Source organism: Phaeacidiphilus oryzae TH49 (assembly GCF_000744815.1).
In the GTDB taxonomy this organism is placed as follows: domain Bacteria; phylum Actinomycetota; class Actinomycetes; order Streptomycetales; family Streptomycetaceae; genus Phaeacidiphilus; species Phaeacidiphilus oryzae.
Genome location: NZ_JQMQ01000005.1, coordinates 6,274,586 through 6,299,798, shown reverse-complemented (window position 1 = coordinate 6,299,798; position 25,213 = coordinate 6,274,586). Strand labels below are relative to the sequence as shown.

The window sequence follows — 25,213 nt, the reverse complement described above, 5'->3', positions numbered from 1 at the left end:
ACCGGGGCGTCAGCCCCGTCAGGCCGCCAGACCCCCGCGCCACCAGGCCGTCGGCCCGCCAGGCTCAAGCCACCGCCCGGTCCGGGTCCCGGTTGTAGCGGCGCAGTGACCATATGTACGAGACCACGGTGATCCCCGCGCACCAGGCCAGGGTGGCGATCACGTCCCCGCCGTGGACATGGCCCGTCAGCAGTCCGCGCACCGACTCGTTGAACGGGGTGAACGGCTGGTGCTGGGCGAACCACCGCAGGCCCACCGGCATCGTCGCGGTCGGCACGAAGCTGCTGCCGAAGAAGAGGAGGAGCAGGAGGATCATCGGGGTGTTGCTGGAGGACTCCACACTCTTCGCGGCCAGCCCCATCCCGACCGCCAGCCAGGTCACCGCGAAGGTGATCAGCGCCAGGATCCCGGCCGCGCCCAGCCAGCCGCCGGCGCCCCCGTGCGCTCGGAACCCCAGGCCCACCGCCCCCAGGGCGACGACCACCAGGGCCAGCATGCACTGCGTCCAGGCGCCGACCACATGCCCGGTCAGCACGGACCCCCGGGCGATGTCCATGGTGCGGAAGCGGGCGATGATCCCCTCCGTCATGTCCTTGGCCACCGAGATCGCCGTGGTCTGGGCGGAACTGGCCACCCCCATCAGCAGGATGCCGGGCAGGATGTAGTCCAGGTAGGCCTTCCGGCCGCCGGAGAGCGAGCCCAGCCCCTGCCCCATCGCGCCGCCGAAGACGTAGACGAAGAGCACCAGCACCACCAGCGGGGTCAGCACCAGGGCGAACGTCAGTGTCGGATAGCGCCGCATCCGCAGATAGCTGCGCCGGATCATGGTGGCCGAGTCGGCCACTGTGGTGTTGAACGTCGCAGCGCTCATCGCCGCGTTCCCCTCTCTGCGAGATCCTGCCCGCTCTGCCGGTCTTCGTGGTTCCGCTCCCGCCTGGCGGCCGCGTCCTGCTCGGCACTGCCCTCCCGGCCTCCCGGACGGCCGGTCAGCGCGAGGAAGACGTCGTCCAGGTCCGGGGTGTGGACGCTGAGGCCGTCAAGCTCCGCGTCCCCGATGCCCGCCCCGGCCAGCCGGTCGAGGAGGCCGCGCAGCGAGGAGAAGGTGCCGCCGCCATTGCCGTCGAAGGGCACGTCCAGGGCCAGTGCCTGCTCGTCCGCTGCGATGGAGGGCACCGACCGCACGGCCGAGCGGAGCGCCTGCGCGCCGGTGAACTGGAGGCGGATATGGCCGCCGGGGATCTGCCGCTTCAGCTCTGCCGGCGTGCCCACGGCGACCAGCCTGCCGTGGTCCAGCACGGCCACGGTGTCGGCCAGTTCGTCGGCCTCCTCCAGGTATTGGGTGGTGAGGAAGACGGTCACGCCGTCCTCCACCAGCTCGCGGATGATCGCCCACATGGTGCGCCGGCTGCGCGGGTCGAGTCCGGTGGTCGGCTCGTCCAGGAAGATCAGCCGGGGGTTCCCGACCAGGGTCATCGCCAGGTCCAGCCGGCGCTGCATACCGCCGGAGTAGGTGGAGACCGGCCGGTCGGCCGCCTCCACCAGGTCGAATCGGTCCAGCAGTTCGTCCACCCGGCGGCGCCCGGCGCTCCTGCCGAGATGACGGAGGGCGGTCATCAGCCGGAGGTTCTCCCGGCCGGTGAGCAGTCCGTCCACCGCGGAGAACTGGCCGGTGACGCCGATCGCGGCGCGCACCCCGTCCGGATCGCCGGCCAGGTCGCACCCGGCCACCTGGACCGCGCCGGCGTCGGCGGTGATCAGCGTGGAGAGGATCCGCACCACGGTGGTCTTGCCGGCGCCGTTCGGGCCGAGCAGCGCGTAGACGCTGCCCTCCGGAACCTGTATGTCGATCCCGTCCAGCACGGTCTTCTCTCCGAAGGCCTTGCTCAGGCCCACGGCACTGATCGCCAGGCTGCCGCCGGCGCGCTTGGGTATGGTCACCGTCTCGTCCCCCTCGTCCTGGGTGTCCGCCATGGGCGGTTTGGATGTCCTGTGGGATGTCCTGCTGGATGTCCTGGCGGTGGCGGGCGTCATGCGTCCGCCGGCTCCTCGTCCGGGGCCCGGGTGAGGATGATGTCCCCGTAGCTGGTGGAGGCGTGCAGCTCCGCGGTCTGGTCGTCGGCCGCGGGCGCGTCGGCGAGCCGCATCCGGTTGTCGACCCGGCCGAACTTGGTGGCCGCGTCCAGCCGGACGGCGGTGCCGCGGCCGATGCCGACCTCGATGTCGCCGAACGGGGTGCGGAGGGTGGAGACCCCCCGGACCAGCCTGCCGACCTGGACCGACCCGGCGGCGGTCTTGGCGACGACGCCCGCGCCCGCGCTGTCCACCTGGATCGACCCGTTGGCGGTGTTGACCCGGCATTCACCGCGGACGCCACCGACCCGGACGTTGCCGTTGGAGCTCTTCAAAACGGCCGTCCCGGCCACCGAGCCGATCCGGAGCTCCCCGGTGCCGGTACTCGCCTCGACTGTGCCGTCGGCCCGCAGGAGCGACACGTTCCCGGCCCCGGTCCTGATCTCGACCGCGCCGGTGTGCTCGACGTCGACGTCGCCGAAGCCGGTCTTCAGCCTGGTGTCGCCGAGGCGCCCGCTGATGCGGACGGCCGCCGCGGTGGCGTCCACCCCTATCGTCGAGTCGATCGGCAGCTCGATCAGCACGTCGAGGATGCCGGGTTTGTAGAAGAGGCCGATGGACCGCTGGCGCGGGGTCTTGACCAGCAGACCGGCCGCCGTCTGCTCGACCAGGCTCTGGGAGAGGGCCTTGGCGTCGGTCTCCCGCTCGGGGTCGCGCGGGGTGATCCGGACCAGGGTGTCGGTCCGCTCGCTCGCCTCGATCCGCAGGTCGCCCACGTCGAGCTCGGCGGTGAGCCGGATCGGGCCCGGGGTTTCGAAGGACTGCTCGATGGAGTGCGGGGTGCCTTGCCGCGTGCTCATGATGGGCTCGTCTCTCCTGAAAGGGCGTCAGGGCGCCAGGGAATCTTGGGCGCGGGGGGATGAGGTCGGGGGCGTCAGCGGATCCAGCCGGTGAGCCGGTCGCCGCCGCGGGGGAGCTGGCGCGCCCGGCGGGGCGCCCCGTCCTCCTCCAGGGCAGCCGCCGCGGCGCGCTGGAGCCAGGAGTTGACGGAGAGTCCGGAGCGCTGGGCGGCCTCCTCTATCCGGCCCTTCAGCTGTTCGGAGAGGCGGAAGTTGATCCGGGCGGTGCCCCCGCGCTCCTCCCCCTCCGATGCCTGGGACGACGGCGCCGGCTGCGCGGCGGAGGCGCCGGAGCCGGGCCCGTGGCCCGCACCGGGGCCGAGGTCCACCCGGAAGCCCGCGGCCCCGGCGCCCTCCGGACCGTAGTCGAAGTCGTAGTCGAAGCCGGGGGCGGGGACCGCGGGCGGGGTGACCGCGAAGCCGGGCTCCCGGCCGCGCAGCCGCAATTCGACCGAGCCGGGCGCGAGATCGCGGGTGATCTCGTCGGCGGCCTCGGCGAGGGCGTCGAGCAGTACCAGGCGGACGGCCGACTCGAGCGGGGCGGTGAGCCGCTCTGCGAGCGTCCGCGCCTCCTCGCCACCGGCGTCCGCGGCCACCGCCAGTTCGCGGCGGAGGTTCTCCACATGGGGCGTGAGGTCCATGACGCCATGGTGGCACCATCATGGCGCCACCACAAGTCCGAAGTGGCGCCGCCGAGGGATCCGCAGGTGTGAGACCCCGGCCGCACGCCCCCGTCGGCACCTCGGCGGGCCACCGCACGAGACGACCGGGCGTGCCCCCAGGGGCCGGCGCTCAGCGCACCCGGGCCGCCGCCAGCTGCTCGCCCAGCACCGCCGGCGCCTCCGCCAGCGAGGGCCCGTACCAGGTCAGATGTCGCCCACTCACGAGGGCGCTGGGGACTCCGGGGAAGGCCTCCGGGCCGTCGGACGCGGTGAAGCGGTACGGCTCGTCGGGCAGCACCACCAGTTCGGGGCGGGCGGCGAGCAGCCGGTCGAGGGCGATCCTCGGGTAGCGCTCCTCCTCCTCGGCCCACTGGTTCCGGACGCCGAGGCGGTGCAGCAGGTCGCCGGCGAAGGTGTCCCGGCCGAGGACAATCCAGGGGCGGCGCCAGACCGGCGCCACCGCGGCGACACTCCGGCGCGGCCCCGCGCCGGGCAGCGCGGCCCAGGCGGACTCGGCCTCGTCCAGCCACCCCGGCCGGGGCAGACCGCAGTCCGCGGTGAGCACGGAGTCGAGCTCGGCGAAGGCCTCCGGCAGGCTGCGCACCCGGGTCTCCCGGACCCGCAGGCCGGCCGCGCGGAGGGCGTCCAGGTCGGGCGCCCGGTTCTCCTCCTCGTTGGCCAGCACCAGGTCGGGGGCGAGCCGGACGATCTCGGCGACCCGCGGATTCTTGGTCCCGCCGATCCGCGGGGCGGCCAGGCCGACCGGGTGGCTGCACCAGTCGGTGACGCCGACCAGCAGCTCCGGTGCGCTCTCCGCGACCGCCTCGGTCAGCGACGGCACCAGCGACACCACCCGCCGTACCGGCCGCCGCCCGCTCCGTACCCCGCCGGACCCTGCCTGCCTCACTCCGGGTACCGCGCTCCCCCGCCGATGCCGCCGGCGCCGCCGCTGCCTCCGTCGGCGCCCGCGGACCCGTCGGCCCGCGCGGCGTCGTCCACGTGGGCGGCCGTCTCCTCCAGGCCGGCGGTGTCATCCGTGCCGGCGGTGTCATCCGCGCCGACCGTGTCGTCCACCCCGGCCGCGTCGTCCACGCGGTCCACACGATCCGCGCGGTCCACGCCGTCCACGCCGTCCACGCCGCCCCCGCCCTCGCGGGAGTCCGGCCCGTCTCCCAGCCGCATGCCGGTGACCAGGTCCGCGGAGACCCGCAGCACCCCCGCGCCGTCGCCCAACTCGACCCAGGAGGCCAGCAGTTCGCGGTAGCGCTCCAGCTCGGCCGGGTCGGTCACCGGCTCGGCGTATCCGGTCACCACCACGCTCCAGCCGCGGTGGGTGCGGGGGTCCACGTCGTCCGCCTCGTACAGCAGAACGCTTCCCGGCAGCAGGGCGGCGAGGGCGCTCCCCTCGCTGACCCGGACCAGGACGGCGCCCTCCCCGCGCCGGTCCACCACATGGTTGACGGGGCGGATGGCCGGCAGGGCGCGATGGGTGAAGACGGCCCGCCCCAGCGAGACGCTGCCCAGCAGGCGCAGCGACTCCTCGCGGGGCAGCGGTACCAGCCGTCCGGCTGTGGCGGTCACGGCGCGGTTTCCTCCCTCGCGGCAGTGCACAAGGCTTCAGAGTCTGCCCATCCGCCCGCGCGTCCGCCATGGGCCCATGGTCCCCATTGCGGACCCGTCCGGTCCGCCCCGCCGCGCGCCGACGGGCCGTCAACCGGCCTGGGCCGGAAGGACCGCCCGCACCCGGCGGCACAGTTCCTCGGGGACCAGCCCGAACTCCTCGACCACCCGCCGGGCCGGGCCGGCCCCGTCGAGGAGGCCCAGCAGGAGATGGCCGTCCTCGATCCGCCCGGTCCGCTGCGCCCCGGCGGCAGCCACCGACCGTTCCAGCGCCTTCCGCGCCGGGGGGTCGAACCGCAGCCGCTTCGCGCCGGAGCGCGCATCGGAGTCCGCGCCGGATCCCGCCCCGGCGCGCGTCCGGCGCCGGGAGAGCGCGCCCTCGCCGAAGCCCTCCTCCACCTTCTCGACCACCGCCTCCAGATCGATGCCGATGCTCTCCAGCGCGGCGGCGTCCTCCGGGCCGAGGCCCCGGTCGGCCCTGCGGACGGCGGCCCGCGCCGAGGGCAGGTCGAAGCCGGCGTCGAGGAGCAGCCGGACGGCCGGGTCCTCCTCGTCGTACAGCAGGCCGAGCAGCAGGTGCTCGGCGCCGATGCTGTCGTGGCGCAGCTGCCGCGCCTCCTCGCGGGCGTGCACCGTCGCGGCGCGCGCCCCGCTGCTGAACCTCTCCAACATGCCGGTCCCCTTCACTCTCCGCCGCGGCCGAAGCGCCGCCCGCCGCCGTGCTTCTTGTGCACCGCCTGCCTGCTGACGCCGAGCCGCTCGGCGATCTGCTGCCAGGTCCAGCCCGCCGCGCGGGCGTTGTCCACCTGGAGCCCCTCCAGCCGTTCGGCGAGCTCGCGGAGCGCGCGCACGGCGGTGAGGCCCACGGCTGGGTCCCGGCTGCCGGCGGCGTCGGCGAGCCGCCTGCTCTCCTCTGCACCCGTCATATTGTCAACATAGGTTGACAGGGAGAGCGTGTCAACCCCGGTTGACAGCTCGCCAGCAGTGCGAGCGGAAGGGCAGCTCGACGCCGGGCTGCTCGGGGGCGAGGCCGAACCGTCCGCAGAGCCACTCCCGCGCCTCGGCCAGCAGCTCCGCCCGGTCCTCGGGGGGCAGCATGATCACCCGGCTGTAGGTGCCCAGGAGGGCGGCCGCGTCGGCCGGCGAGTACCGCCGCGAGCAACCGAAGGACGCGTGCTCCAGATCGACGAACGGGCCGTCACCGGAACCGAGTTGACGCTTCAGCAGCTCGCCGCGGGCGACCATGTGCCGGTGCGGGGCGCCGTGGAGGCTGCTGTCCGCGGGCCCCGCGCCGTCGGTCGCGTCGAAGTCCCGGCGCCGGGTGAGGGCGTGCCACTCGCCGACCCAGTCGACGCCGGTGTCCAGCCCGTTCCACAGCACGCCGAGCCGCCCGCCGGGCCTCAGCACCCGTGAGATCTCCGGCACCGCCCGGTTGGCGTCGAACCAGTGCCAGGCCGCCGAGACCAGCACGCCGTCCAGCCCGCCGTCCGGCAGCGGGATCCCCTCCGCCGTGCCGGCCAGCGCGGGCACGGCCGGATTGCGCTGCTCCAGCACCGCCCGCATGCGGTCGTCCGGCTCCACCGCGACCACGTCCAGGCCGCGGGCCGCCAGCTCGGCGGTCAGCGTTCCGGCGCCGGCGGCGAGGTCCAGCACTCGCGCGCCGGGGCGGTCCGGGAGCGCCCAGTCCACCGCCGCCGGGCAGGGCGCGGGGCGCAGCCGCCCGTACTCCCCTGCCACCTCGCCGAAGGAACCCGACCGCTGCTTGCGCCGCTGCGCGGCGTCATTCGTCCCAGTCATGCCCCGAGGCTAATCGGCACGCCTGTGAGCAGGCGGTACGCCGCGGGGCGGCGCAGCGCTGCCGCGTTCCGCGACGGAAACCGGGCGGCAAACCGGCCGCCGTTGCCGACTGCGGCGCCGCAGCGGGCCGGGCAGGCAGTTCCCCGCGCCCCTCAAGGGCGCCTGCGGCGCGTGGGTGTGGGAAAGGCGGCGGGCCGCCGGGCCCGCCGACCGGGGTGGTCGGCGGGGGCGGCGGCCCGTGCGCTGCGCGGGGGTGGGCGTCAGCCGAGGGAGGCCAGCGCCTGGTTGAAGGTGGCGGAGGGCCGCATCACGGCGGAGGCCTTGGCCGGGTCCGGCTGGTAGTAGCCGCCGATCTCGGCCGGGCTGCCCTGCACGGCCAGCAGCTCGTCGACGATGGTCTGCTCCTGCTCGGCCAGCGTCTTGGCGATCGGGGCGAACGCCTCGGCGAGGGCCGCGTCCTCGGTCTGGCCGGCCAGCTCCTGCGCCCAGTACAGGGCGAGGTAGAAGTGGCTGCCGCGGTTGTCGATGCTGCCCAGCTTGCGGGCCGGCGACTTGTTCTCGTTCAGCAGGGTGCCGGTGGCCCGGTCCAGCGTCACGCCGAGGATCTTCGCCCGGCCGTTGCCGGTGACCTTGGCCAGCTGCTCGAAGGAGACGGCCAGGGCCAGGAACTCGCCCAGCGAGTCCCAGCGCAGGTAGTTCTCCTTGACCAGCTGCTGCACATGCTTCGGCGCGGAGCCGCCGGCGCCGGTCTCGAAGAGGCCGCCGCCGTTCATCAGCGGGACCACCGAGAGCATCTTGGCGCTGGTGCCCAGCTCCAGGATCGGGAACAGGTCGGTGAGGTAGTCGCGGAGCACGTTGCCGGTGACGGAGATGGTGTCCTCACCGCGGCGGATGCGCTCGACGGAGTACCGGGTGGCCTCCTCCGGGGTCTTGACCTCGATGGTCAGGCCCTCGGTGCCGAACTCCGGAAGGTACTGCTCGACCTTCTTGATCAGCTCGGCGTCGTGGCCGCGCGCGGCGTCCAGCCAGAACACGGCCGGGGAGCCGGTGGCGCGGGCGCGGGTGACGGCCAGCTTCACCCAGTCCTTGATCGCGGCGTCCTTGGTCTGGCACATCCGGAAGATGTCGCCGGCCGAGACGGCCTGCTCCAGGACGACGTTCCCCGAGGCGTCCAGCGCGCGGACGGTGCCGGCGGCGGCGATCTCGAAGGTCTTGTCGTGGCTGCCGTACTCCTCCGCCTTCTGCGCCATCAGGCCGACGTTCGGCACCGAGCCCATGGTGGACGGGTCGAAGGCGCCGTTGGCCTTGCAGTCCTCGATGACGGCCTCGTAGACGCCGGCGTACGAGGAGTCCGGGATCACCGCGAGGGTGTCGTGCTCCTCGCCGTCCGGGCCCCACATGTGGCCGGAGGTGCGGATCATCGCCGGCATCGAGGCGTCGATGATGATGTCGCTCGGGACGTGGAGGTTGGAGATCCCGCGGTCCGAGTCGACCATCGCCAGGTCCGGCCCCTCGGCCAGCTCGGCGTCGAAGGAGGCCTTGATCTCGGCGCCGTTCGGCAGCGCCTCCAGGCCCTTGTAGATGCCGCCCAGGCCGTCGTTCGGGGTCAGGCCGGCGGCGGCCAGCGTCTCGCCGTACTCCGCGAAGGTCTTCGGGAAGAAGGCGCGGACCACGTGGCCGAAGATGATCGGGTCGGAGACCTTCATCATGGTGGCCTTGAGGTGCGCGGAGAACAGCACCCCCTCCGCCTTGGCCCTCGCCACCTGCGCGGACAGGAACTCGCGCAGCGGGCCGACGCGCAGCACGGCGGCGTCCACGACCTCGCCGGCCAGCACCGGGATGGACTCCTTGAGGACCGTCTCGGAGCCGTCCTCGGCGGTGTGGACGACGCGCAGCGAGCCGGCCTCGGCGATGGTGACCGACTTCTCGGTGGAGCGGAAGTCGTCGTGGCCCATGGTGGCCACCTCGGTCTTGGACTCGGAGGTCCAGGCGCCCATCCGGTGCGGGTGGGCCTTGGCGTAGTTCTTCACCGAGGCGGGGGCGCGGCGGTCGGAGTTGCCCTCGCGCAGGACCGGGTTGACGGCGCTGCCCTTGACCTTGTCGTAGCGGGCGCGGACCTCGCGCTCCTCGTCGGTCTTGGGCTCGTCCGGGTACGCCGGGAGCGCGTAGCCCTGCTCCTGGAGCTCCGCGATGGCCGCCTTGAGCTGCGGGATGGAGGCCGAGATGTTCGGCAGCTTGATGATGTTGGCGCCGGGGGTCTTGGCCAGCTCACCGAGCTCGGTGAGGGCGTCGCCGATCCGCTGCTCCTCCTTGAGGTACTCGGGGAAGAGGGCGATGATCCGGCCGGCGAGGGAGATGTCCCGGGTCTCCACGGAGACCCCGGCCTTGCCCGCGTACGCCTCGATGATGGGGAGGAACGAGTACGTGGCGAGGGCGGGTGCCTCGTCCGTGTGGGTGTAGATGATGGTCGAGTCAGTCACCGGGTGCTCCGCTCCACTTCTGCAACATTGCTCGACATCAAGATATCTCTTCGAGCCCGCTCATACGAACAGGCCCTTGGACCTGGATCGCGGGTGTCCTGACGCCGGGCGCGGAGCCGTCGGCGGAGCCGTGCGTGCGGGGGGCGCGCGGAGGCGGGCACGAGGGCCGGCAGGAGGGCGCGCACGAGGGCAGGCACGCGGGCGCGCACGACGGCCGGCACGAGGGCGTTCGCGGAGGGGTGGGCGGATGGGGTGGGCGGAGTGGTGGCGAACGGGGCGGGCCTGGGGCCTGATGCGTCGTCAGGTCGGGCGGCCTCTGCCGGTTTGTGGCCCGCGGGTCGGGAAATGCGAGCTTCATGAGTGCTTTCGCTCGCGTCATAAGAATCGCCGCGAACCTGGCGGCGCTCGTGTTGGTGGTGTGGATCGTGCTCGCCCTGGCCAAGGCCAACACCGGGAACGGCCTGGTCGGAGGCTTCCGGGAGGCCGCGGACTGGCTGGCGACCTGGTCCCGGGGGATGTTCGACGTCCACAACCCCCAGGGCCAGATCATCCTCGACTTCGGTCTCGCGGCCCTGGTCTACGCCCTGGTCGGAAACATCATCGGTTCCCGGGGCAAGTAGCCCGGTGCGACCCGGGTCACACCCGGTCGGCGGCGATCAGCAGGTACTGGAACGAGCCGTCGCGGTAGGCGGAGAGGAACTTCTCCTCGATGCCGGTGGCCAGGTGGGTCTGCGCGCGCAGCTCCCAGTAGGGGATGGTGGCCGCGGTGAGGTCGACCACACCCACCGGCACCAGCCGGTGCGCGGCCATCTCCCGGAAGTAGGTGCTGCGGGGGTGGATGTCGCAGATGTAGTGGGCGTTGATCTCGCTCACCGCCCGCGACGGCAGCCCGTACGCGTCGTTGTAGCAGCCGGTGATGCAGACGTACCGGCCGCCGCGCCGCAGCAGCCGCTGGTACTCGGCGAAGAGCAGGGACAGTTCGACGTACATCGTCGACTCGTTGTTCCAGATGCCGTCGAAGGAGCCGGTCTCGAAGCCGGTGTCCAGCATGTTGCGGAGGTGGAAGCGGACCTGGCCGCCGACCCCGCGCCGCTCGGCCTGCTCCCCCGCGAAGGCGACCTGGGAGCGGGAGATGGAGATGCCGTCGACGGCGCAGCCGAAGCGCTGGTGGGCCAGCAGGCTGCCGCCGCCGCGGCCGCAGCCGGAGTCCAGCAGCCGGCCCTCCGGGGCGATCCGGCCGAGGTGCTCCAGGAGGAGGTCCGCCTGGGCGGACTCCAGGCGGTGGAGCTCCTCGGCGATCCGCTCCTCGCGGACCTCCTCCGGGGCCTCCAGCACGGAGAAGTCGGCGGCGCCGATCCCGTAGTGGTGGTGGTAGATGCCGTCCACCTCGCCGAGGCGGAGGTTGACGGCGTTCCGCTCGGTGTTCCAGTAGTCGGCGACCGACTGCTGGTAGGTGGAGAGCGGGACGCCGGCTGCGGCGCTGGGGTCGGAGCCGGTTTCGGCGCGGGCGCCGGGGATCGCGGCGGGGGCGCCGAGAGTGGTGCGCTGGTACGTCACCGAGTGGTTTCCTTCCGATCGTCCGATGTCTGCTGGGTCTGCGTCCGGTAGCGGGCGCTGGTGGCGTGCCACTGCTTGCTGCCGCCCATCCAGGCCCACAACCCGGCCAGGTAGCGGCCCAGTTGGGGCGATCCGAGGGCGGTGAGGGCGGCGCACTCGGCCTCGATGGTGTGCATCAGCTCGTCGTGGATGGCGGCCGACCTGTCCACCGCGTCCTGGAGCGGGATCCCTTCCTCCTCGGCGATCAGGTTGGGCAGGTTGGTGTCGGTCGGGTCCTCCTTGGCCATCGAGTAGATGTCGTTGAGGAGGACGTTGGCCATGCCGGCGTAGAGGTAGGTGCGGCGCACCCGGTGGTCGGCGAACTCGGCGGCGGGCAGCTCGTAGCCGGCGACCGGGTCGATCAGCACCATGCAGGGGTAGAAGGCGTTCTCGTACCGGTGCAGCAGGTACTCCCAGACGGCTGGGCGGCGGTCGTGCTGGCGCCACTCCGCCTCCTGCGCGTAGCCGACGAACATCACCGCCAACTCGTGGCGCAGCCGGGCCACTTGGACCGGGCTCGCGATGCCGTGCAGCAGCGCGAGTGCGGAGCGGAAGGCGCGCAGCACGGGCTCGCGGGCCACCTGCTCCTCGAAGCGGTGGGCGTAGGCGTTCGGCAGGCGGGCGGGGTCGATCACGCCGTGGGCGAGCGCCATCCTCGTGCCGAAGAGCTCCGGGCGGGTGTCCTCGCCCTCGTCCACCCAGTGGTCGTCGACGGCCCATTCGGAGAGGCCGCAGCGGGCGGCCGCGAGGAGACGGTCGGGGTCGTCGGTGTCCGGGTGGGCGAGCATGAAGAGCCGGCCGAACTGGTGCGAGCGGAGCCGCTCCAGCCGGCCCTCGAAGATCCCGATCTCGGCGGCCCAGGCCACCAGCCGCTCGTTGACCTCCTCGCCGAGCGCGGGATCGTCCCGGACGGCGTCCGGGCAGTAGAGCCGCGGGATGCGGATGCCGGAGCCGTCGGAGGTCGCCCGCGCGGGCGGAGCTTCCGTTCCCCGCCGCGCCTCCCCACCCGGTACGGCCCCGGGCATGCCCGACGCCTCCGCCGCGAGCGGCCGAACCGGGTCGAAGGCACTGCCGAACCGCCCCGGCCGCCCGAGCGCCACGGCAACGCCCGGCCCTCCCGCCGCCCCGGCGCCGGCATCCGCGGACGCCACGGCGGCAGCTCCCGTCACCGCACGCGGCGCCCGGTCACCAGCAACGGCCCCACCCGCGGCACCCGCCGCCGATTCCGGCGGCCGCCGAGCCGCGCCCTCCGCCCCGGCGCCCGGCGCGCGCAGGCGGCGGAGGGCTTCGTCCGCGTTCGGCTCAGCCATGCTCGCCCGCGATGTCGACGTTCTCCAGGATGCCGATGGCATCGGGGACCAGGATCGCCGCCGAGTAGTAGGCGGTCACCAGATACGAGATGACGGCCTTCTCGTCGATGCCCATGAAGCGGACGTTGAGGCCGGGCCGGTACTCGTCCGGGATCCCGGTCTGGTGGAGGCCGATCACGCCCTCGTTGTCCTCGCCGGTCCGCAGCGCCATGATCGAGCTGGTCTGCCCGGGACTGATCGGGATCTTGCCGCACGGGAAGATCGGCACCCCGCGCCAGGCCGGCAGCCGGTGGCCGCCCACCTCCGTGCCGTCCGGGTAGACGCCGCGCTTGTTGCACTCGCGGAAGAAGGCCGCGATCGCCTTCGGGTGGGCCAGGAAGAACTGCGTGCCGCGCCGCATGCTCAGCAGATCGTCCAGGTCGTCCGGGGTCGGCGGCCCCGACCAGGTGTTGATCCGCTGTTCGTAGGCCGCGTTGTGGAGCAGGCCGAACTCGCGGTTGTTGACCAGCTCCCACTCCTCCCGCTCGCGGATCGCCTCGATGGTGAGGCGCAGCTGCTCCTCGGTCTGATTCATCGGGTCGTTGTAGAGGTCGGCGACCCTGGAGTGGATCCGCAGCACCGTCTGGGTCAGGCTCAACTCGTACTCGCGGGGCGCGAGTTCGTAGTCGACGAAGGTGTTCGGCAGAACCGTCTCACCCGCGTGCCCGGCACTGATGTCCACACTGGCCTGGCCGTGCCGGTCGGTGGACTTGCGGGCGGCGTCCAGATGGGAGGAGATCTGCTCGCGCAGCCCCGGCGAGCGGTCGTACAGCTCCTGGAAGGAGGCCCAGGGCAGCACCATCAGCGTGCCGGGGGTGGTGGCCTGGAAGCTGTTCAGCCACAGCGGGTCGCTGGTGAGGACGGCCTCGTCGCCGAGATGGTCGCCGTCGGCGACCGTGCCGAGCACGCCGGTGCCGCCGTAGTGCCCGGTGCCCAGCCTGTTCAGCCGGCCGTGGGCGACGACGTAGACCTCCTCTATCGGGGCGCCCTCCTCGACGATCATCTCGCCCGGCTGGAACTCTCGGACGGTGAAGCGGGAGGCCAGCTCGGCGAGGAGGGCCTCGTCCTCGAAGCCGTGGAGCACCGGGATCTCGCGCAGGGTCTCCGGGATGATCCGGACGTCGTCGGCCCCGTTCTGCACGAAGCCGATCCGGCCCCGGCCGACCGCGAGGGTGAGCCTGCGGTTGACCCGGTAGCTCCCGCCGCGGGCCTCCACCCACGGCAGGTTGCGCAGCAGCCAGCGGGAGCTGATGCCCTGCATCTGCGGGGCGGACTTGGTGGTGGTGGCGAGGTTGCGGGCGGCCCGGGTGGCGAGGCTGGTCTGGGCCGACTGCGGGTCGCCGGCGCCGTCGGGCCCGCCGGGGTCGGGGGCGGCGGCGGGGTCTGCGGGCGGGGTCTCGGTGGACATCTTCGGTCGCCCTCCTGGTGCGCTGGGTGGTGGTGAATGGTGGGTGGTGAGTGCTGGAGTGCTCGGGTACCGGTGCTCCACCGGCCCGGTGTTCCCCTTCCTGACGCCGCCACCCACGATGGCGAGCGCACTCCGTCGGGCGCACGCCGGGCGCACTGGGGCACGGCGGAACCCCTCCGTCCGCCGCGGGTGCGTCCACGCGCCCACCGGGTGGGGGGATGCCAAGATCCGCCGCGGCGCACAATCCCCATGGGACCAAAGGGAGTCAGCGGTACGCGCCGGCCTCGGCACAACCCCAGTCAACGCGAGCGCCGGGACCGTCGCGAGGGTGGGCGCCGACCCGCCCCGTTGAATCCGCGGGCGCGTTGAACGCCTGCACTGCTGAACGATTCCGCTGCCGCCTCCGAGGGATGAACCGGCCGTCCGAAAGCGAGTCGCCTCCGCCATGCCGTCAGCAGCAACGCCACCGCCCACCGCTCGCCGGCCCAACGGCCGCCTGCGCAGCCTGCTGCGCGAGGCCGGCTGGTCGGGACAGGACCTCGCCACCGCGGTCAACCGCGCCGCGGAGGGGACGGGCCTGGTCCGGCGCTACGACCGCACCACCGTCGCCCACTGGCTGTCCGGCTCCCGGCCCGCGGACCCCGTCCCACGGCTGGTGGCCGAGGTGCTGACGGGGGCACTGGGGCGCCAGGTCACCGTCGCGGACACCGCGTTGTCGGCACGAGGGGCACCGGCCGCCCCCGGCACTCCCCTCCCCTCCACCGTGTCCCCCGCCCGCCACCGGATCGGCCCCGAGCACGTGCGGGCCGCGGAGTCGGTGCTGGAGTCGATGCTGACCGCCGTCGTCCGCACCGGAGGCGACGGCGTACGCGAGGCCCTGACCGGCTACCTCTCCACCACCGTGCTGCCCTGGCTGCGGGTGCCGGCCGCGCCCCGGGTGCACCACGCACTGCTCACCGCGGCCTCCCGGCTCGCCGAGCTGACCGGGTTCAGCTGCTTCGACGGGCACCTCCACGAGCCCGCCCGCGGCTACTACCGCACCGCCCTCGCACTCGGCCGGGAGGCCGGCGACCCGCAGTGCCGGGCACTGGCCCTGCGCGCCCTCAGCGTCCAGGCGCACCACCTCGGCCGGCCGTCCCGCGCGCTGGAGTACGCGGAGAGCGCGGCCGGGGAGATCCCCCGCCTCCCGGACCGGGAGGGCGGCTGGGTCGCCGGGCAGTTCGCGGTCGCCGCGGCCGGCTGCGGCGACCGGTCCACCGCGCTCGGCCAGCTCTCCCGGGCCCGGCTGCTGCTGGACCGCGCCACCGCGGCCGCGGGCCGTCCGCTCGCCTCGCACGCCGCCGCGCTCGGCCGCCAGGAGGCGGAGCTGCTGTGTGCGCTGGGCGACCGGACGGGCGCGATCCGCGCGCTGGCCGGCTCGGTGCGCGAGCGCCCGCCGGCGGAGCAGCTGGCGCTGGCCGTCACCCGCGCCCGGCTGGCCGAGCTCCAGCTCGACCACGGCCATCTCGAACGGGCCTGCGACACCTGGCAGCGGCTGCTCGACGAGGCCGCCGCGCTGGCCTCGGCGCGGCTGGACGCGGCCCGGCACCGGATGCGCAGCCGCCTCCTCCCCCACCGGCGGCATCCGGCGGCCGCCGCGCTGCTTGCCCGGACCGCCCCGTAGCGCGGCTGCGGCACGGCCGCCGACCGTGGCCGTGGCCGCCGACCACGGACGCCGGCCACAGCCACCGGCCACGGACGCCGGCCGCGGAGACCGCGTTCCGAATGCGGCTGACGATCGGGCGATGACTTCCGCGGCTCCCGCCGGTATGTATGAACGCCTGCGCGGACGCGCACGCCTCAGCCGAGGGCGAAGGACGGGAACCAGCATGCCGAAGAGCGACGACGAGGCCCCCGCGACCGCGGCGGGCTTCGCCGAGGACTTCACGGTCCGGACCGATCCGTACCGGCGGGAGCTGCTGGCGCACTGCTACCGCATGCTCGGCTCCGTCCACGACGCCGAGGACCTGCTGCAAGAGACCCTGCTGCGGGCCTGGCGGGCGTACGGCCGGTACGACCCCGGCCGGGCGAGCCTGCGGACGTGGCTCCACCGGATCGCCACCAACGCCTGCCTGACCGCGCTGGAGCAGCGCAGCCGCCGCCCGCTGCCCGCCGGGCTCGGCACACCACCGAACGAGGACCCCGACCATCCGCTCGTCCGGGGCGAGGAGGTGCCGTGGCTCCAGCCGATCCCGGACGCCTGGCTCGGCTGGGGCAGCGGTGCCGGAGGCGGTCGCGGGGGCGGCCTCGGCGGCGGTCGCGGGCGGTCGCGGTGGCGCCGGACGCGTGGCCGGGCCGGCGGCGGGCGGTTCGCCTCCCGGTGGTTGGCCGCAGCTCGATCCGGCCGAGGTGGTGGCGGCCCGGGAATCGCTGCGGCTGGCCTTCGTCGCCGCGTTGCAGTTCCTGCCGGCCCGGCAGCGGGCGGTGCTGATCCTCCGCGAGGTGCTGCAATGGCCGGCCGCGGAGGTCGCGGCGGCGCTGGGGATGACCGTGCCCGCGGTGAACAGCGCGCTGCAGCGGGCACGGGCCCGGCTGCGCGAGGCGGGGCCGAGCGAGGAACGGCTCGGCGAGCCCGCCGACCCCGGCGAGCGAGCCGTCGTCGAACGCTATGCGACGGCCTTCGAGAAGGCGGACCTGACCACCCTGCGGAAACTGCTCGCCGAGGACGTGGTGCTGGAGATGCCGCCGTTCCTGAACTGGTTCGCCGGGCGCGAGCACTACGCCCGCTTCATCGCCCGGGTGTACACCACGCGCGGCACGGACTGGCGGATGCTGCCGACCGGCGCCAACGGCCAGCCCGCGCTGGCCGCGTACCTCCGCGCGCCGGACGGCGGCGGCCATCGACTCCACACCCTGCAGGTCTTCACCGTCGCGGGTTCGCTGATCACCCGCAACGACGTCTTCCGCGACGAGGACGTCTTCGCCGCCTTCGGTCTCCCGGCCCGCCTGCGCTGAGCGCGCCGGGCCCGCGATGAGTCCCCGCCCGCCGGCCGGTACGTACCGGTGAGCCCCGGCCGATCGGAAGGCCGGGCAGGAGAGCGGGAGTTCACGTGAGCACGACGAATACCGCGGGCACAACAGGCACGGCGAGCACGGCCGGCGGCGCCGGAGCGGCTGCGCGGTCCACCCCCGAGCAGCGCTGGGGTCTCGCGCTGGTGTCGGTGGCCTCGCTGATGGTCGTTCTGGACATGCTGGTGGTGGCGACGGCCCTGAACACCATCCGGCTGGACATGGGGGCCTCACTGGCACAGCTGGAGTGGACGGTGAACGCCTTCACCCTCAGCTTCGCGATCCTGCTGATGCCGGCCTCCGCGCTGGGCGACCGCTTCGGCCGCAGGCGGCTGCTGACCGGCGGGATCGGCCTGTTCACCGCCGCCTCCGCGGCCTGCGCACTGGCACCGGACTCGGGCCTGCTGATCACGGCGAGGGCCGTGCAGGGAGCCGGGGCGGCGATGATCATGCCGCAGGCGCTGGCCCTGCTCGGAGTCCTCTTCCCGCCCGAGCGCCGGGCCAGGGCGCTCGGCCTGTTCAGCGGCGTCACCGGGCTGGGCACCCTCGGCGGTCCGCTGCTCGGCGGGGCGGTCACCCAGGGGCTCGAATGGCAGTGGATCTTCTGGTTGAACGTCCCGATCGGGCTGGCCCTGGCACCCCTCGTCCGGCTGCGGATCGCGGAGAGCCGGGGCGAGGCCGCGAAGCGGTTCGATCCCGTCGGGCTCGCCCTGGTGGCGACCGGCACCCTGGGCCTCGTCTGGGGCCTGGTCCGGGGCGAGGCCGTCGGCTGGTCCGCCGCGGAGACCCTCGGGGCGCTGGCCGGGGGCGCGCTGCTGACCGCCGCCTTCATCGGCTGGGAGCTGCGCACCGCCGAACCGATGCTGCCCATGCGGTACTTCCGCTCCCGCGCCTTCTCCGCCGGCAACGCGTCCGGCTTCCTCCTCTTCGGGGCGATGGTCGGCTCGGCGTTCTTCATCGCGCAGTTCTTCCAGAACACCCTGGGCTACGGGCCCCTGGGCGCGGGTCTGCGGATGGCCCCCTGGACCGGGACCGTCTTCGTCCTCGCCGCGCCCTCCGGCCGCCTGCTGAGCCGCCTGGGCGAGCGGCCGATGCTGGTCGGCGGGCTCACCCTGCAAGGCGCCGGCTTCGCCTGGCTGGCCCTCCTCGCCGACGCCCCGCACCCGCACTACGCGCCCATGCTGGCGCCCCTCGTCCTCTCCGGCTGCGGCACCTCGCTCGCGATGCCCGCCGCGCAGAACGCCGTCATCGGCGCGGTGCCGCGCGGGGCGATCGGCGCGGCGTCCGGGGTCTTCACCACTCTGCGCCAGCTCGGCGGCACCTTCGGTCTGGCCGTGCTGGCCGCCGTCTTCACCGCCTCCGGCGGCTACGCCTCCCCCGGGTCCTTCCGCGCGGGCTTCGTTCCGGCCATCGCCGTCTCGGCCGCGTTCTCCCTGGCCGCGGCGCTGGCCGGGGCGGCCGTCCCGGGCCGCCGGGAAGCCTCGGAAAAAACCTCGGCGGCCGGTGTCGATTCCGGCCGACGCCGTTCGACGTACCGGTGAAAGGCCCTCCACGGGCCTGTCCTGAGACCGGTGACGAGCACTGACGAGCACTGACCAACAGTGACGAGCAGTGACGAGAGAGGAACGCGCCATGCGCTATCTGTCCATGATCCACATTGAGGGCGACGACAACCCGCAGGCCCCCAGCGAGCGGCTGATCAAGGAGATGGGGGTGCTGCTGGAGGAGATCACCAAGGCGGGGGTGATGCTGGACACCGCGGGGCTCCGCCCGCCGTCCGAGGGCACCGTGCTGCGGCTGGCCGGTGGCAGGCAGACCGTCGTGGACGGCCCGTACACCGAGGGCAAGGAGTACATCGGCGGCTACGCGCTGATGGAGGTCAAGTCGCACGAGGAGGCGGTCGAGTGGAGCCGCCGGTTCCTGGAGGTGCACGGCGACGAGTGGACGATCTCGCTGGAGCTGCGCCGTCTGGACGAGGCGGGGCCCGAGGCGTAGGGAGCCCGCCCGCCACTGTCAGTGGGACGTGTTCTGATGGCTTCCATGACGACCCATCGGGAGCACGCCCCGCCGGGCGGCGCCGGCAGCGGCGCCGGCCCCGTCGGTCCGCGCGAGGGGGCGCGGCGCAGCGTCGAGGCGGTCTGGCGGATAGAGGCGCCGCGGCTGGTCGGCGCGCTGGTGCGGATCGTCCAGGACCTCGGCACGGCCGAGGAGCTGGCGCAGGACGCGCTGGTGGCCGCGCTGGAGCAGTGGCCGGAGTCCGGCGTGCCGCGCCGGCCGGGCGCCTGGCTGCTCACCGTGGCCCGGCGGCGGGCGATCGACCTGGTCCGCCGGGACCGCCGGCTCGCCGAGAAGCTGCCGCTGCTGGCCCGGGACGCCGAGGCGCCGGCCGCCGGCGGCCCGGACGCGTACGCGGAGGTCGAGGCCGAGCTCGACCAGGACGCGATCGACGACGACGTCCTCCGCCTCATCTGCACCGCCTGCCACCCGGTGCTCTCCCGGGAGGCCCGGGTCGCCCTCACCCTGCGGCTGATCGGCGGCCTCTCCACGGAGGAGATCGCCCGGGCCTTCCTGGTCCCGGAGTCCACCGTGGCGCAGCGGATCGTCCGCGCCAAGCGCACCCTCGCCGCCAGACAGGTGCCCTACGAGGTGCCGGGCGGAGCGGAGTTGACGCAACGTCTGGAGAGCGTCCTGGAGGTGGTCTACCTGGTCTTCAACGAGGGGTACGCGGCCACCTCGGGCGAGGACTGGACCCGTCCCGGGCTCTGCGCGGACGCCCTCCGGCTGGCCCGGGTGCTGGCCGGGCTGCTGCCGGGGGAGCCCGAGGTGCTGGGCCTGGCCGCGCTGCTTGAGCTCCAGTCCTCCCGGCTGCCGGCCCGGGCGGACGCCTCCGGCGCCCCGGTCCTCCTCCCCGACCAGGACCGCGGGCGCTGGGACCGGCTGCTGATCCGACGGGGCTTCGCCGCGCTGGCGGCGGCCGAGGCCGCCGGCCGGGAGCGCGGGCGCCCACCGGGTCCGTACCTCCTCCAGGCCGCGATCGCCGCCTGCCACGCCTCGGCGATACGGGCCGAGGAGACCGACTGGGGGCGGATCGCTCAGCTCTACGCGCTGCTGGACGCCTGCGCGCCCTCGCCCGTGGTGGCGGTCAACCGGGCGGTGGCGGTGGGGATGGCGGAGGGCCCGGCGGCCGGCCTCGCCCTCCTCGACGGTCTCGGCGACTCGGGAGCACGGGAGTTGACGGCCTATCACCTCCTCTCCGGGGTGCGCGGTGATCTGCTGGCCAGGCTGGGACGGACGGCGGAGGCGCGTCGCGAGTTCGAGCGCGCGGCGGAGTTGACCCGCAACGCGGCGGAGCGCGAACTCCTGCTGCGCCGCGCCCGCGCGCTGCCGGTACGCTGACCGCGCCATGTCTGACTCCCCCGCCCCGCCCGCCGACCGCACCCGCTTCCGCTCCGGCTCGGAGGGGCCCAACCTCGCCGAGCTCGCCCGGCAGGCGCTCTCCTCCACCGAGCACGGATACGACCTGCTGGCCCCGAAGTTCGACGCCACCCCCTTCCGTACGCCGGAGGCGGTGCTCGACGCCACCGCCCGCACCCTCCGCTCGGCGCTCGGCGACAGGGCGCACTTCACCCGCGGCCTCGACCTGTGCTGCGGGACGGGCGCGGGCTGCGCATCGTGCGCGAGCTGTGCGAGGAGCCGCCGGTGGGGCTGGACTTCAGTGCCGGCATGCTGGAGCGGGCGCGGGCCGCCGAACCCGCCGCCCGCCTGGTCCGGGCCGACGCCCGGGCGCTCCCCTTCCGGCCGTCCTCCTTCGACCTGGTCGTCTCCTTCGGCGCCTTCGGCCACTTCCTCCCCCGCGAGCAGCCGGTGCTCTTCCGGCAGGTGCTGACCGCCCTCCGGCCGGGCGGCGTCTTCGCCTTCCCACTCGGCCGCTTCCCCCGTTTCGGCAGCCTCCCCTACTGGCAGCTGACCGGCTTCGACGCGGCGATGCGCCTCCGCAACGCCCTCTGGCGCCCCCCGTTCGTCATGTACTACCGCACCTTCCGCCTCCGCGGCGTCCACACCGCCCTGCGGGCGGCAGGCTTCCGGGTCCGCGTCCTCCCGCTGCTCACTGCCCCGCACCAGGCCCCGAGCGACACGGCCGCCCTCCTCCTCGCCGAACGCCCGCGGCTTTCCTGACGCCGGCGGGCGAGACGCCCAAGGGAGCCGAAAGCGAGGGCCCTCAGCTCCCTCCGGATCGGCCTGGCCGCCGAACTGCCGGCGCCTCCTGTCTCGGGTGGCCTTCTCCGCGTTCGCCGGCCGCCGGCGGTCAGCCGGTAGGCGGGTCGGTGAGGAGGGAGCTCAGGCCGTGGGCGGAGGAGCTCTGGACGCGGCGGGCCGTCTCCGCCTCCAGGGCCGCACTGAAGGGGACTGAAGTCGTCGCGCGGGACGCGGCGGCCGCCTCGGCCTCGGCGTTGAGGAGGTCCAGGTTGATCGCCGCGGCGGCGGCCATGCCGGAGGCCGCCGCCGCGGCCACGCCGGCCATCGCGTCGGCCGCGTTGCCGGCCGCCCAGACACCGGTGACTCCGGTGGCGCCGGAGGCGTCGACGGCGAGTTGGCGGCCCAGTCCCCTCGGGAGTTCGCGGACGGGGAGGCCGAGACCGGAGAAGAGGTCGGTGCGGGCGGCGAAGTGCGGGGCGACCGCCAGGATCTCGATCGGGATCTCGGCCCCGGAGGCGAGGCGGACACCCGCCAGCCGGTCCCGCTCGTCGACCGCCAGGCCGGCGACCTCGCCGTCGACGACGGCGACGCCCAGGCCGGCCAGTTGCTCCCACTGCTCGTCGGTGAGGTCGGGGCCGTCCTGCCGGAAGAGGGTGACCTCGGCCGACAGCCCGCGGAACATCAGTGCCTGCTGGAAGGTGCCCAGTACGCCGATCGCCCGGTCGCGGACCTCCCAGCCCTGGCAGTAGACGCAGTGCACCACGTCACGGCCCCAGCGCTCGGCCAGGCCGGGGACCGGGGGCAGTTCGTCGACGAGGCCGGTGGCCAGCAGGATCCGCCGGGCGCGGACGCGCGGGCCGTCGGCCGCGAGGTCGACCACGAAGTCCGCGTCCGCGCCGGCGCCCGACCGCTCGATCCGGGTGACGCGCCCCTCCACCACCCGGCCGCCGTACGAGGCGACCTCCTCCCGGCCGATGCGCAGCAGGGCCAGCGGCGAGATCCCCTCGCGGCCGAGGAGGCCGTGGACGCCGTGCCCGTCGGCTGCCGCCGCCGGGGCGTTGCGGGGCTCGCCCGCGTCGATCACCAGTACCGATCGGCGCACCCGGGCCAGGGTGAGGGCGGCGGTGAGGCCGGCCGCGCCGCCTCCTACCACCACGACATCCCAGGTGCGCTCGTCGGCTCGGTTCGATTCGAAAACGCTCATGCCGCAAAGCTGCGGCCGGCACCGCCTCTCCGGCAAGATTTCATGCCGATTCGGCAAGAGAAGCCTCACCGCCGAAGCGTTCATCTACAGCCTATTGCAATGAGGCATTAGGCGGACATTGCATTAACTTCGAGCCTATTGCAACAATTTCCTTGCGTTGAGCTGGAGTTAAGGGATTCTGATGCAACTTCAATGTTGCCAGCTTTGTGAACGCAACGTAGCGTTTCCTCTGTCGGAAACACCGAGGCGAGAAACCCGAAGACCAGGAGCCCCGCATGTACGCGTTCGAGATCACCGCCCCGATCACCGCCGTCCTGTCCGTCCCGGCCGGCCGCATCCGGATCACCGCCGACGCCGAGCGGTCCGCGGCCACCGTCGAGGTCCGGCCCAGCGACCGCGGCCGGGCCCGGGACGTGAAGTCGGCCGAGCAGACCGAGGTCGGCTACGACGAGGCCGGCGGCCTGCTGCGGGTGGTCCTCCCCGCCGCCGCGAACCGGCTCCTCAGCCACACCGGTTCCGTCGAGGTCGCCCTCCGGCTCCCGGCCGGCTCCGCCGTCGAGGCGAAGGCGGCCGCCGCGGAGTTCCGCAGCACCGGTCGGCTCGGCGATCTCGCCGTCGAGGGCGCGCAGGGCCCGGTCCAGGTGGCCGAGGCCGCCTCCGCCCGGATCCGGCTGGCCAGCGGGGACATCGAGGTCGGCCGGCTCGGCGGCCCCGCCGAGCTCAGCACCCGGCAGGGCAGCATCCGGATCGGCGAGGCGGTCGACGGCGAGCTGGTGCTGAGCACCCAGCAGGGCGACATCACCGTCACCGTCGCCCCGGAGGCCTCCGCCACGCTGGACGCCCGCACCTCCCAGGGCCGGATCGGCAACTCGCTCAGGAACACCGAGGGCGCCGCCGCCGGCCTGACCATCCGCGCCACCACCGTCCAGGGCGACATCACCGCCCGCAGCCTCTGACCCTCCACCGGACCGGACCTGACCACGCCGACCACACGGCGGAACGCGAGAGGAAACACCCATGGCGAACCCGGCGCGCACCACCGACCCGGCACACACCAACACCCCGGCGAGCACCGCGCACTTGGCCGTCGAGGCGAGCGGGCTGCGGAAGTCCTACGGCGACAAGGCCGTACTGGACGGCATCGACCTGGCCGTCCCGGAGGGCACCGTCTTCGCACTGCTCGGCCCGAACGGGGCAGGCAAGACCACCACCGTCCAGATCCTGTCCACCCTCCTCCCACCCGACGGCGGCACAGCCCGAGTGGCCGGTCACGACCTGGCCCGCAGAGCCGACGACGTGCGCGGCGCGATCGGCGTCACCGGCCAGTACTCGGCCGTCGACAAGCTGCTCACCGGGGAGGAGAACCTCCTCCTGATGGCCGACCTCAACCACCTGTCCCGCCGGGACGGCAGGCGCCGGGCGGCCGAACTCCTGGACCGCTTCGACCTGGTGGAGGCGGCCCGCAAACCGGCCGGCACCTACTCCGGCGGCATGCAGCGCCGGCTCGACCTGGCGATGACCCTGGTCGGCGACCCGCGGCTGATCTTCCTGGACGAGCCCACCACCGGGCTCGACCCGCGCAGCCGCCGCTCGATGTGGCAGCTGGTGCGGGAGCTGGTCGCCGGCGGCGTGACCATCTTCCTCACCACCCAGTACCTGGAGGAGGCGGACGAACTCGCCGGCCGCATCGCCCTGCTGGACCAGGGGCGGCTGATCGCCGAGGGCACCGCGGAAGAGCTCAAGCGCCTGATCCCCGGAGGCCACATCGAGTTCGGCTTCACCGACCCGGAGCAGCTGGCGGTCGCCCGCGGCCTGCTCGGGACGGCCAGTGCCGACCTGGAGGCGCTCACCCTCCAGGTGCCGAGCGACGGCAGTGTCCGGGCCGTCCGCGAACTGCTCGCCCTGCTGGACGAGCACGCGGTCGAGGTCACCGGGATGAGCGTGCACACCCCCGACCTCGACGACGTCTTCCTCACCCTCACCGGCCCGCAGCACGAGCAGGGCCAGGAGGGCCGGCAAGACCACCAGGACCAGCAGAACCAGCAGCAGAAGGAGACCGTCCGATGAGCACCCTCGCCCTCGCCGTCCGCGATTCCCACACCATGGTCCGGCGCCAGCTGAAGCGCCTGCTGCGGTATCCGTCGATGACCGTGCAGCTGGTCATCACCCCGGTCGTCATGCTGCTCCTCTTCGTCTACGTGCTGGGCGGCACCCTCGGTGCCGGACTGGGCGGCGGCCGCGCCGGCTATGTGAACTACGTGCTCCCCGGCATCCTGATGATGTCGGCGGCCATCGCCGCGACCGGGACCGCCGTGATGGTGGCCACCGACATGACCGAGGGCATCATCGCCCGCTTCCGGACCATGCGGATCTCCCGGGCCTCGGTGCTCACCGGGCACGTCGTCGGCAGCGTCGTCCAGCAGCTCCTCGGGATGGCCGTGCTGATCGGGATTGCCCTGGCCGTCGGCTTCCGGCCGAACGCCGGCTTCGTGGAGTGGCTGGCCGCGATCGGACTGCTCGCCCTCTTCGTCCTGGCCGTCACCTGGCTGTCGGTCGCCCTCGGCCTGCGGGCCTCGACCCCCGAGGCGGCCGGCAACGCGCCGATGCCGCTGGTGCTGCTGCCCTTCCTAGGCAGCGGGTTCGTGCCCACCGGCTCGATGCCGGCCGGCCTGCGCTGGTTCGCCGAGTACCAGCCGTTCACGCCGATCATGGAGACCGTCCGCGGACTGCTCCTCGGCGGCGCGATCGGGAACAACGGCGTGATCGCCCTCGCCTGGTGCCTCGGCATCGGCGCGGTGTCCTACCTGTGGGCGCGGAGCACCTTCAACAAGCCTCAAGGCCTGAAGGCCTGAAGGCCTGAAGGCCTGAAGGCCTGAAGGCCTG

At 73.8% G+C, this 25,213-nt stretch carries 22 protein-coding genes and 2 pseudogenes; 10 read left to right on the top strand and 14 right to left on the bottom strand.

Going from position 1 to position 25,213, the window contains the following annotated elements; translation table 11 throughout:
- Positions 1 to 64: 64 nt before the first annotated feature.
- The 10 genes from BS73_RS31720 to BS73_RS31675 all read right to left on the bottom strand — a co-directional run bounded on the left by BS73_RS31720 (position 65) and on the right by BS73_RS31675 (position 9,528).
- Entirely contained in the window at positions 65 to 871 is an 807-nt protein-coding gene (locus tag BS73_RS31720) for an ABC transporter permease (RefSeq protein WP_037577804.1), read from the bottom strand.
- Positions 868 to 1,971, bottom strand: coding sequence for an ATP-binding cassette domain-containing protein (locus tag BS73_RS31715; RefSeq protein ID WP_063837108.1), 1,104 nt, complete (start codon positions 1,969 to 1,971; stop codon positions 868 to 870). The genes BS73_RS31720 and BS73_RS31715 overlap by 4 nt, the downstream gene beginning before the upstream one ends.
- Before the next feature lie 56 nt (positions 1,972 to 2,027).
- A complete protein-coding gene (locus tag BS73_RS31710) occupies positions 2,028 to 2,930 on the bottom strand; it encodes a DUF4097 family beta strand repeat-containing protein (protein ID WP_051941218.1) in 903 nt (300 codons plus the stop codon).
- 74 nt (positions 2,931 to 3,004) lie between these two features.
- On the bottom strand, positions 3,005 to 3,610 hold the full coding sequence (locus BS73_RS31705; RefSeq protein ID WP_037577803.1) for a single stranded DNA-binding domain-containing protein: 606 nt from the start codon (positions 3,608 to 3,610) through the stop codon (positions 3,005 to 3,007).
- A gap of 151 nt (positions 3,611 to 3,761) precedes the next feature.
- Positions 3,762 to 4,538: a helical backbone metal receptor gene (locus tag BS73_RS31700; protein ID WP_051941217.1), complete on the bottom strand. Its 777-nt coding sequence runs from the start codon at positions 4,536 to 4,538 to the stop codon at positions 3,762 to 3,764.
- Complete coding sequence (locus tag BS73_RS40805; RefSeq protein ID WP_063837107.1) at positions 4,535 to 5,212, bottom strand: pyridoxamine 5'-phosphate oxidase family protein; 678 nt, start codon at positions 5,210 to 5,212, stop codon at positions 4,535 to 4,537. The genes BS73_RS31700 and BS73_RS40805 overlap by 4 nt, the downstream gene beginning before the upstream one ends.
- 129 nt (positions 5,213 to 5,341) lie before the next feature.
- Positions 5,342 to 5,923: a Clp protease N-terminal domain-containing protein gene (locus BS73_RS31690; RefSeq protein ID WP_037582126.1), complete on the bottom strand. Its 582-nt coding sequence runs from the start codon at positions 5,921 to 5,923 to the stop codon at positions 5,342 to 5,344.
- Positions 5,924 to 5,934: 11 nt separating this feature from the next.
- Positions 5,935 to 6,177 (bottom strand): helix-turn-helix domain-containing protein, encoded by a 243-nt coding sequence (locus BS73_RS31685; protein WP_037577800.1) that lies wholly within the window; start codon positions 6,175 to 6,177, stop codon positions 5,935 to 5,937.
- Positions 6,178 to 6,208: 31 nt separating this feature from the next.
- Positions 6,209 to 7,048 carry a class I SAM-dependent methyltransferase gene (locus BS73_RS31680; RefSeq protein ID WP_037577798.1) on the bottom strand — a complete coding sequence of 280 codons (840 nt, stop codon included), beginning with the start codon at positions 7,046 to 7,048 and terminating at the stop codon, positions 6,209 to 6,211.
- A 260-nt stretch (positions 7,049 to 7,308) separates the two neighbouring features.
- Positions 7,309 to 9,528 (bottom strand): NADP-dependent isocitrate dehydrogenase, encoded by a 2,220-nt coding sequence (locus BS73_RS31675; RefSeq protein WP_037577797.1) that lies wholly within the window; start codon positions 9,526 to 9,528, stop codon positions 7,309 to 7,311.
- A gap of 356 nt (positions 9,529 to 9,884) precedes the next feature.
- Here BS73_RS31675 and BS73_RS31670 point away from each other — a divergent pair, with 356 nt between their 5' ends.
- Positions 9,885 to 10,148, top strand: coding sequence for a hypothetical protein (locus BS73_RS31670; protein ID WP_037577795.1), 264 nt, complete (start codon positions 9,885 to 9,887; stop codon positions 10,146 to 10,148).
- Positions 10,149 to 10,164: 16 nt separating this feature from the next.
- Here the strand turns inward: BS73_RS31670 and BS73_RS31665 are convergent, their stop codons facing one another.
- The 3 genes from BS73_RS31665 to BS73_RS31655 form a co-directional block, all read right to left on the bottom strand.
- Entirely contained in the window at positions 10,165 to 11,046 is an 882-nt protein-coding gene (locus tag BS73_RS31665; protein ID WP_037582123.1) for a geranyl diphosphate 2-C-methyltransferase, read from the bottom strand.
- Between the two features lie 35 nt (positions 11,047 to 11,081).
- Positions 11,082 to 12,149 carry a family 2 encapsulin nanocompartment cargo protein terpene cyclase gene (locus BS73_RS31660; RefSeq protein WP_235215597.1) on the bottom strand — a complete coding sequence of 356 codons (1,068 nt, stop codon included), beginning with the start codon at positions 12,147 to 12,149 and terminating at the stop codon, positions 11,082 to 11,084.
- Positions 12,150 to 12,426: 277 nt separating this feature from the next.
- Positions 12,427 to 13,881, bottom strand: coding sequence for a family 2B encapsulin nanocompartment shell protein (locus tag BS73_RS31655; protein ID WP_037577794.1), 1,455 nt, complete (start codon positions 13,879 to 13,881; stop codon positions 12,427 to 12,429).
- A gap of 445 nt (positions 13,882 to 14,326) precedes the next feature.
- Here BS73_RS31655 and BS73_RS31650 point away from each other — a divergent pair, with 445 nt between their 5' ends.
- From BS73_RS31650 to BS73_RS31620, 6 genes and pseudogenes are all read left to right on the top strand, one after another.
- A complete protein-coding gene (locus BS73_RS31650; protein ID WP_051941214.1) occupies positions 14,327 to 15,544 on the top strand; it encodes a hypothetical protein in 1,218 nt (405 codons plus the stop codon).
- Positions 15,545 to 15,857: 313 nt separating this feature from the next.
- A pseudogene (locus BS73_RS31640) lies at positions 15,858 to 16,875 on the top strand (RNA polymerase subunit sigma-70).
- A 95-nt stretch (positions 16,876 to 16,970) separates the two neighbouring features.
- Positions 16,971 to 18,470, top strand: a complete 1,500-nt coding sequence (locus BS73_RS31635) for an MFS transporter (RefSeq protein ID WP_084704504.1) — start codon at positions 16,971 to 16,973, stop codon at positions 18,468 to 18,470.
- Positions 18,471 to 18,561: 91 nt separating this feature from the next.
- Positions 18,562 to 18,924 carry a YciI family protein gene (locus BS73_RS31630; protein ID WP_037577792.1) on the top strand — a complete coding sequence of 121 codons (363 nt, stop codon included), beginning with the start codon at positions 18,562 to 18,564 and terminating at the stop codon, positions 18,922 to 18,924.
- A gap of 45 nt (positions 18,925 to 18,969) precedes the next feature.
- The gene (locus BS73_RS31625) at positions 18,970 to 20,325 is read left to right on the top strand and encodes an RNA polymerase sigma factor (protein ID WP_084704503.1); all 1,356 of its coding nucleotides are present in this window, start codon (positions 18,970 to 18,972) and stop codon (positions 20,323 to 20,325) included.
- Positions 20,326 to 20,332: 7 nt separating this feature from the next.
- A pseudogene (locus BS73_RS31620) lies at positions 20,333 to 21,105 on the top strand (methyltransferase domain-containing protein).
- Between the two features lie 130 nt (positions 21,106 to 21,235).
- Here the strand turns inward: BS73_RS31620 and BS73_RS31615 are convergent.
- Positions 21,236 to 22,330, bottom strand: coding sequence for an NAD(P)/FAD-dependent oxidoreductase (locus BS73_RS31615; RefSeq protein ID WP_037577791.1), 1,095 nt, complete (start codon positions 22,328 to 22,330; stop codon positions 21,236 to 21,238).
- 275 nt (positions 22,331 to 22,605) lie between these two features.
- Between BS73_RS31615 and BS73_RS31610 the strand changes: the two genes are divergently transcribed.
- The 3 genes from BS73_RS31610 (at position 22,606) to BS73_RS31600 (ending at position 25,182) form a co-directional block, all read left to right on the top strand.
- Positions 22,606 to 23,286: a DUF4097 family beta strand repeat-containing protein gene (locus BS73_RS31610; RefSeq protein WP_037577790.1), complete on the top strand. Its 681-nt coding sequence runs from the start codon at positions 22,606 to 22,608 to the stop codon at positions 23,284 to 23,286.
- A gap of 61 nt (positions 23,287 to 23,347) precedes the next feature.
- Positions 23,348 to 24,397, top strand: coding sequence for an ATP-binding cassette domain-containing protein (locus tag BS73_RS31605; RefSeq protein ID WP_084704502.1), 1,050 nt, complete (start codon positions 23,348 to 23,350; stop codon positions 24,395 to 24,397).
- Positions 24,394 to 25,182 (top strand): ABC transporter permease, encoded by a 789-nt coding sequence (locus BS73_RS31600; protein WP_037577789.1) that lies wholly within the window; start codon positions 24,394 to 24,396, stop codon positions 25,180 to 25,182. The genes BS73_RS31605 and BS73_RS31600 overlap by 4 nt, the downstream gene beginning before the upstream one ends.
- The last annotated feature ends 31 nt before the right edge of the window (positions 25,183 to 25,213 follow it).